The sequence below is a fragment of the Streptomyces sp. NPDC053750 genome (genome assembly GCF_044544295.1).
Lineage (GTDB): Bacteria > Actinomycetota > Actinomycetes > Streptomycetales > Streptomycetaceae > Streptomyces.
In genome coordinates, this window is record NZ_JBITXB010000025.1 from 66,359 (window position 1) to 73,311 (window position 6,953).

Consider the following 6,953-nt stretch of genomic DNA (forward strand, 5'->3'; position numbering starts at 1 on the left):
TACGCGGGCGGAGAAGAAGGTCGAGGGCGAGTTCAACAAGGAGCTGAAGCGGGTCCGCGGCAAGGAGGGCATCCTGCTGCGGCTGGCGGAGGCGGCGGTCGCGGAGCCGGGCGGCACGGTTCGCAAGGTGATCTATCCAGTGGCCGGGGAGTCCACGCTGAAGGCGCTCGCGGCGGAGGCTGCGGCGAACGAGGAACCACTGGCGGCGGATGCTCTCGCCGCTGCTGAACGCGCTGGATCTGAAGTGCAACAACACCGCCTACCGGCCGGTGATGGACGCGATCGACCTGCTCAAGCGGTATCTGGATCAGCCCATCGCCAAGGAGGGCGCGTTCTTCGACGAGGCGGAGAAGATCTCGCTGGCTGGGGTGGTGCGCGAGGAGTGGCGCAAGGCGGTGGTGGACGAGCGCGGCCGGGTCGAGCGCATCCCGTACGAGCTGTGCGTGCTGGTGGCGCTGCGGGACGCGCTGCGGCGGCGGGAGATCTGGGTGCCGGGGGCGAACCGGTGGCGGAACCCGGAGGACGATCTGCCGCCGGACTTCGAGGACAACCGCGATGTGCACTACGACGCGATCCGTCAGCCGCAGGACCCGGAGAAGTTCATCGGGGCCCTCCAGAAGCGGCTGCGGGAGGCGCTGACCCGCTTCGACACGGCTCTGGAGCTGGGCACCACGGGCGGGGTGGACATCGTCAAGAAGCACGGCGAGCCGTGGATCAAGGTCTCGCCGCTGGGCAAGCAGGAGGAGCCGGAGAACCTGGTCGCGCTGAAGGCGGAGATCGAACGCCGCTGGGGCACCATCGACCTGATCGACATCCTCAAGGAGGCCGAGTTCGCCACCGGCTTCACCGGCGAGTTCACCTCGGTCGCCACCAGGGAGGCGGTCCCGAAGGCGGTGCTGCGGCGCCGGCTGCTGCTGGTGCTGTTCGCGCTGGGCACGAACATGGGCATCAAGCGCGTCGCGGTCACCGGCAAGCACGGCGAGAGCGAGGCCGTCCTGCGCCGCGTACGGCACCTGTTCGTCAACCGGACCAACCTGCGCGCGGCGCTGGTGCGGCTGGTCAACGCCACCTTCGCCGCCCGCGATGAGGCGTGGTGGGGCGAGGGCACCGCCTGCGCTAGCGACTCCAAGAAGTTCGGCTCCTGGTCCTCGAACTTCATGACCGAGTGGCACCAGCGCTACCGCGGGCCCGGCGTGATGATCTACTGGCACGTCGAGAAGAAGTCACTGTGCGTCTACAGCCAGCTCAAGTCCTGCTCGGCCTCCGAGGTCGCCGCGATGATCGAGGGCGTGCTGCGGCACTGCACGGACGTGGAGATCGACCGGCAGTACACAGACACGCACGGCGCCTCCACCGTCGGGTTCGCCTTCGCCCACATGCTCGGCTTCAACCTGCTGCCCCGGCTGAAGAACGTCGGCTCCGCGCGCCTGTACCGGCCGGCGGCCGGGGAGGACGAGAAGTGGCCGAACCTGGCGCCGGTACTGTCGAGCAAGACGATCGACTGGGATCTGATCCGCCAGCAGTACGACCAGATCGTGAAGTACACCACCGCCCTGCGCCTGGGCACCGCCGAGGCCGAGCAGGTCCTGCGGCGCTTCACCCGCGGCGGACCCAAGCACCCCACCTACCGGGCGATCGAGGAACTGGGCCGCGCGGTGCGTACGGCGTTCATCTGCGACTACCTCGCCGACGCTGAGCTGCGCCGCGAGATCAACGACGGGCTCCAGGTCGTGGAGAACTGGAACTCCGCCAACCACGACCTGTTCTACGGCAAGGATGGCGACCTGACCGGCTCCGACAAGGAGACGCAGGAGGTCTCGATGCTCGCCCTGCACCTGCTCCAGTCGGCGTTGGTGTACGTCAATACCCTGCTCCTCCAGGACATCCTGAGCGAGGAGGAGTGGCAGAAGCGGCTCACCGACGCCGACCGGCGGGCCCTGTCTCCGCTGTTCTGGACCCATGTGAACCCCTACGGCCGGTTTGAGCTGGACATGAACTCCCACCTCGACCTCGCCGCCGCGGCGTCCATGGTGCCTGGCCCCCGCACCGCGCCCGATGGGCAGACTCCCCAACCGGCGGCGGAGAGTGCGGCCGGGTCGGCATCCTGAAGACCCGTACCCCGGCGTCGTCGGCGGGCGGCTGGATCGTTGACCGGGGTGAGGCGCCGTGCCGGGGAGGGCCTGGCCAAACGCGAGGAGGGGACCGGCTGATGCCCTCGCAGACCGCTGACGGGCCTGCGAGCCGGGGTCGGCCTGCCGCCCCCGAAGGGGCTGCCTGCACGAGGCCGGGCTGCCCGCGGGCGTGCTCAACGTCGTCACCAACGACCGCGCCGATGCCGCCGAGGTGGTGTTCGCGCAGGACCACGTCGCCGCGGCCGAGGTCGGCGGGGCTGCCGACGGAAGGGGCGGTCCTGGTCAGCAGCGGGCCGCCGAACGGCAGGGCCAACGGCGCGAGGCGCACCGGGTCACATGTTGTCCTACGCGGCGGGGCCGTCCGTGAGCTGGTCCATGATGTCGGCCTGGTTGTAGTGCGCCCGCTTCTCGATGATCTTCTCTTCCTTGAAGGTGAACAGGTTGAACATGGAGAAGCGCATGTGTGCTCCGCGCGGGGGGATGCCGTAGTAGTCGCCGCCCTGCGTGCCCTCGACCACGACGTAGGCGCCGACCTTGTTGTTCTCGGCGACGGTGTCGATGACGGTCAGCCGGATGCCGGGGAAGGCGTCGACGTGCTTCTTCTCCGCGTCGATGAATCCTGCGGCGCCCGGCCGCGGGGAGCCGATGCGGGGGTAGAAGACGAAGTCCGGGTGGAACATGCCAGTGAGTGTGTCGTAGTCCCCCTCTTCAAGGGCCTGGTAGAAGCGGCGCACGAGCTCGGTGTGGGTCTTGGTGGACATGTGACTGGCCTTTTCTGTCGTAACTGCCAGCAGCGCCGTGGGACGCCGCAGAGGTTGTCGCACACGCTCCGGGCCCGGTGCGTGACGGGCCCGGAGCGGTGTGGGGTCGTGGTTCCCGAGTGGGGAGTTCTGCTCAGGCGCGCTGGATCCAGTCCGCGTCCAGGCGGTCGGCCAGGCCGGCGGCGGTAAAGGCGGCCTCCAGCTCGTCGCGGCCCTCGGTGAAGTGGGCCCAGCTGTCGTGGTGGACAGGGACGACGCGGCGGGCGCCGAGGATCCGGGTGGCTTCGGCGGCCTGGGCACTGTCCAGGACGATCAGCCCGCCGTCGAAGACCTCGGAAAAGCGGGGCGCTCCGGCGAACAGGATGGCGGTGTCCACCGGGGCGAACCGCTCGGCGATTTCCTTGACCAGATTCAAGTGGGCGTTGTCGCCGCTGACGTAGACCGTCGGCAGGCCCTCTCCGGTCAGGACGAAGCCGACGACCTGGCCTGCGATCGGCTCGACCTCCTCACGCGGGCCGGGGCCATGGACTGCGGGCACACCGGTCACGGTGATGGTGCCGCCGTCGGGGCGCTCCAGCTCGATCGACTCCCAGTCGGCCAGCCCCTTGGCCTTCTTGCCCAGACGCTCGCCGCCGCCGGGAGTGGTCAGGGTGAGGGGGACGTCGGCCAGCAGGGCGCGGCCGGAGGTGTCGAGGTTGTCGGCGTGCTCGTCGTGCGAGAGCAGGACCACGTCGATGAGGCCGAGAGCGGCGGGCGTGGTGGTGGAGGGAGCGGTCTTCACCAGGGTCGGGCCAGGCGAGGCGTAGTTGCCGGGGCCGTCAAAGGTCGGGTCGGTCAGGAAGCGCAGGCCGCCGTACTCGAACAGGGCGGTCGGGCCGCCGAAGACGCGGACCGGGAACTGCTGGGTGTCGTGCTGGGACATGCCATCTCCTCGTTTATCACGGATAGCTTGAATGTTTTCCGTGATGCCCACCGTAAGCAGGACTCACGGAAAAACGCAAGCGCTACCATGAGGGGCATGAATGAGACCATGGCCGCCGACGTCGTGAAGACCGCCCTGCCCCCGGCCCCGGGCGCCGACCGGTACCGCTCCCTGGACTTCGCCGACACCACTGCGACACTCCCGGCCGGTCAGGGCTACGACCTGCTCGCCGCGCCCGAGTCCGCCATGCGCTGGCTCGCCACTCACGACCTGACCACCCCGGACGTGCAGCTGTACGAGGTCTGCGCCCAGCGGATGCGCACACTGCGCGGCCATGTGCGGGCCCTGTTCACCGCGCGCGTCGACGGCGCCACCCCACCCGAGGAATCCCTGCGCGCCGTGAACGAGGCCCTGACCGCCGCACCCACCGCACCCCTGCTCGCCTGGGACGGCGCCCAGGGGCTGCGCCGCATCCAGGCCCACCCCACCGACCAGGCCGTCAGCCATGCGCTCGCGACCCTCGCCGCCGACGCCGCCGACCTGCTCACCGGCCCCGACGCCGTCCTCCTCGCCGCCTGCGGCTCCGCACCCTGCGACCGGTTCCTCCTGCGCACCCACGGCCGGCGCCACTGGTGCTCCACCCGCTGCGGCGACCGCGCGCGCGCCGCCCGCGCCTACGCCCGCCGCAGCGGCACCGCGAACTGAACGCTCGACCTAACGGGAAATAATGAGTTCTTCCGTGAGGTTGTAGGGGGTGGTTCCGGCGCCCCGGCCGGAGCCGGACGAGCGCCGAGAGGACATCCCCGTCATGACGAGCCTGTTCCCCCCGATCGAGCCGTACGCGAGCGGCATGCTCGATGTCGGAGACGGCAACCTCGTCCACTGGGAGACCTCCGGCAACCCCGACGGCAAGCCCGCCCTCGTCGTCCACGACGGCCCCGGCGCCGGCACCCGGCCCGAACAGCGTCGCCTGTTCGACCCCGACCGCTACCGGATCGTCCTGCTCGACCAGCGCGGAAGCGGACGCTCAACCCCCAGCGCCGCCGACCCCGCCACCGCCATGCGGCACAACAAGACCTGGACCCTCGCCGACGACGTCGAACGCCTCCGCGAGCACCTCGGCATCGAGCAGTGGCTGCTGTACGGAGAAGGCTGGGGCTCCACGCTCGCGCTCGCCTACGCCGAGGCACACCCCGAGCGTGTCACCGAGATCGTGCTGTCCCGCGTCACCACGTCCCGCCGCGCCGAGACCGACTGGACCTACCGCGGCCTGAACCGCTTCTTCCCCGGCGAGTGGCAGGAGTTCCTCGACGCCGTCGGTGCCGGGCCGTACGACGACGTCGTGCGCGCCTACGAACGCCTCACCCAGGACGAGAGCCCCGCCGTCCGCGAACGCGCGGTCCGCGCCTGGAGCCGCTGGCACGACACCGTAGGCACCGCCGGCGGCACCCGCCAGGAGGCCGCCCTGCTCGGCGAGCGTCCTCCGACCGAGCAGACCGCGGTGGCCCGCACCTCCGCCCGCTACCACACCAGCGGCGCCTGGATCGGCGAAGGCGCCCTCATCCGCGACGCCGCCAAGCTCGCCAAAATCCCCGGCATCCTCCTCCACGGCCGGCTCGACCTCGCCAACCCGCCCGTCACAGCCTGGGAACTCGCGCAGGAATGGCCCGGCGCCGAACTGAGGATCATCGACGGACCCGGCGATCCGGCAAGCGACGAATCCCTCACCCTGGCGGCTGAGTCCATCTCACGCTTCGCCATGGCGAGCTCGACAGACCATGCCGGCCCAAGGACGTAACGCGCTGATCAGAAACGAGCGCCAGGGCCGTACGCGCCGTCACTCTCATAAACGGTCCTTTGCGCGAGCATGATCAAGAACGGGTCGCCGGACCCCGCCCGACCGTCGATTGGTTCTCACAACCCGTTCTCACTCAAAAGCTGGATGGGCCCCCTTCTGAGACTTGCATTGTGCGAAAATCCGGGCCCATGACGGACCCTCAAACCCCTTCCCCGTCCGAGCAGTCGGACGCGGACGATGTCGAGCGGCACGCCTGCCCGAAGTGCGACACGCAGCCCGGATCGCCGTGCCGCTCGCGCTCAGGAGCGGTCACCTCCGCCTACCACACCCGCCGCTTCACCCTGGTGCCCCGCCTGAAGAAGGCGCTGAGGGTGCCGACCCCGGCCGACCGCAGGCCGGGGCAGCCCTGGCGGCCGGGCACCCCACCGCCTGCGCCGATCGACTCGGACCTGCCGAGCGCGGACATCCGCATCGGCTACGCCCGCTGCTCGACGCTCGGGCAGGAACTCGACTCCCAGCTCGACGCACTCAGCAAGCACGGCATCCCGAGGGACAAGATCTTCAGCGAGAAGATCAGCACCCGCGTCCGCGTACGCCCCAAGTTCGAGGAAGCGCTGCGGACCGCGCGGGAGGTCAAGGCCCACGCCCCACACTGCCGGGTCATCTTCACCGTGTACGAGATGAAGCGCCTCGGCCGCGACGCCGCCGAACTCACCGCGCTCGCCGACCACCTCACCGCCCACGGCCTCATCCTGGAGATGCTCGCCGGACCCCTGACCGGCATCTACGACCCCACCGGCCCGGGCAAGCTGCTGTTCGCGTTCTTCGCCGCGATGGCCGAGACCGAGCGGGAGAACATCCGGGAGTCCACGCTGGAAGGACTCGACACCGCGGCCCGCAAGGGCAAGCACGGCGGCCGGCCCCCGGTCATCACCGACGACATGCTCCACACCGTGCTGCGCCGCCGCGCGGGCGGCGAGTCCGTCGAGCAGATCCAGCCCGACCTGATCATCCCAACCGGCAAGCGCAAGGGGCAGAACCCCTCGGTGGCGAGCATCTACCGGGCGCTCGCCGAGCACGCCAAGCGCGAGGCATACCCCGAAGCCGTCGAGCAGGCCCACGCCGACTTCGCCGCCCTCGCCGGCAACGAAGTCCCTGAACCCCGCGCAGAAACCAAGGCCCTAACAACACGCTGAGTTACTTGTCACTTCGTGGCAGCTTCGGGAGAACAGGGCCCTCAACGCCTGTCCTGTCGCATTGAAGCTGTCGGATTCTCACCGCTTCTCATTCGCAGTGTCAGATTCTCATTGCGTCGTGTGCTGAACGGAGACGTTTGCCCC

The 6,953-nt window shown here is 69.7% G+C and carries 6 protein-coding genes; 4 read left to right on the forward strand and 2 right to left on the reverse strand.

Going from position 1 to position 6,953, the window contains the following annotated elements; translation table 11 throughout:
• The first annotated feature begins 209 nt into the window (after positions 1 to 209).
• Complete coding sequence (locus ACIGO6_RS37640) at positions 210 to 2,108, forward strand: Tn3 family transposase (protein WP_399884588.1); 1,899 nt, start codon at positions 210 to 212, stop codon at positions 2,106 to 2,108.
• Positions 2,109 to 2,476: 368 nt separating this feature from the next.
• Here the strand turns inward: ACIGO6_RS37640 and ACIGO6_RS37645 are convergent, their stop codons facing one another.
• Positions 2,477 to 2,893 (reverse strand): ester cyclase, encoded by a 417-nt coding sequence (locus ACIGO6_RS37645; RefSeq protein WP_399884590.1) that lies wholly within the window; start codon positions 2,891 to 2,893, stop codon positions 2,477 to 2,479.
• Positions 2,894 to 3,026: 133 nt separating this feature from the next.
• Positions 3,027 to 3,815: an MBL fold metallo-hydrolase gene (locus ACIGO6_RS37650; RefSeq protein ID WP_399884592.1), complete on the reverse strand. Its 789-nt coding sequence runs from the start codon at positions 3,813 to 3,815 to the stop codon at positions 3,027 to 3,029.
• A 96-nt stretch (positions 3,816 to 3,911) separates the two neighbouring features.
• On the opposite strand from ACIGO6_RS37650, the gene ACIGO6_RS37655 reads away from it, so the two are divergent.
• The 3 genes from ACIGO6_RS37655 (at position 3,912) to ACIGO6_RS37665 (ending at position 6,809) form a co-directional block, all read left to right on the forward strand.
• Positions 3,912 to 4,520, forward strand: coding sequence for an ABATE domain-containing protein (locus tag ACIGO6_RS37655; RefSeq protein WP_399884594.1), 609 nt, complete (start codon positions 3,912 to 3,914; stop codon positions 4,518 to 4,520).
• Between the two features lie 103 nt (positions 4,521 to 4,623).
• The gene (gene pip / locus ACIGO6_RS37660) at positions 4,624 to 5,613 is read left to right on the forward strand and encodes a prolyl aminopeptidase (protein ID WP_399884596.1); all 990 of its coding nucleotides are present in this window, start codon (positions 4,624 to 4,626) and stop codon (positions 5,611 to 5,613) included.
• A 188-nt stretch (positions 5,614 to 5,801) separates the two neighbouring features.
• Positions 5,802 to 6,809 carry a recombinase family protein gene (locus ACIGO6_RS37665; RefSeq protein ID WP_399884598.1) on the forward strand — a complete coding sequence of 336 codons (1,008 nt, stop codon included), beginning with the start codon at positions 5,802 to 5,804 and terminating at the stop codon, positions 6,807 to 6,809.
• The last annotated feature ends 144 nt before the right edge of the window (positions 6,810 to 6,953 follow it).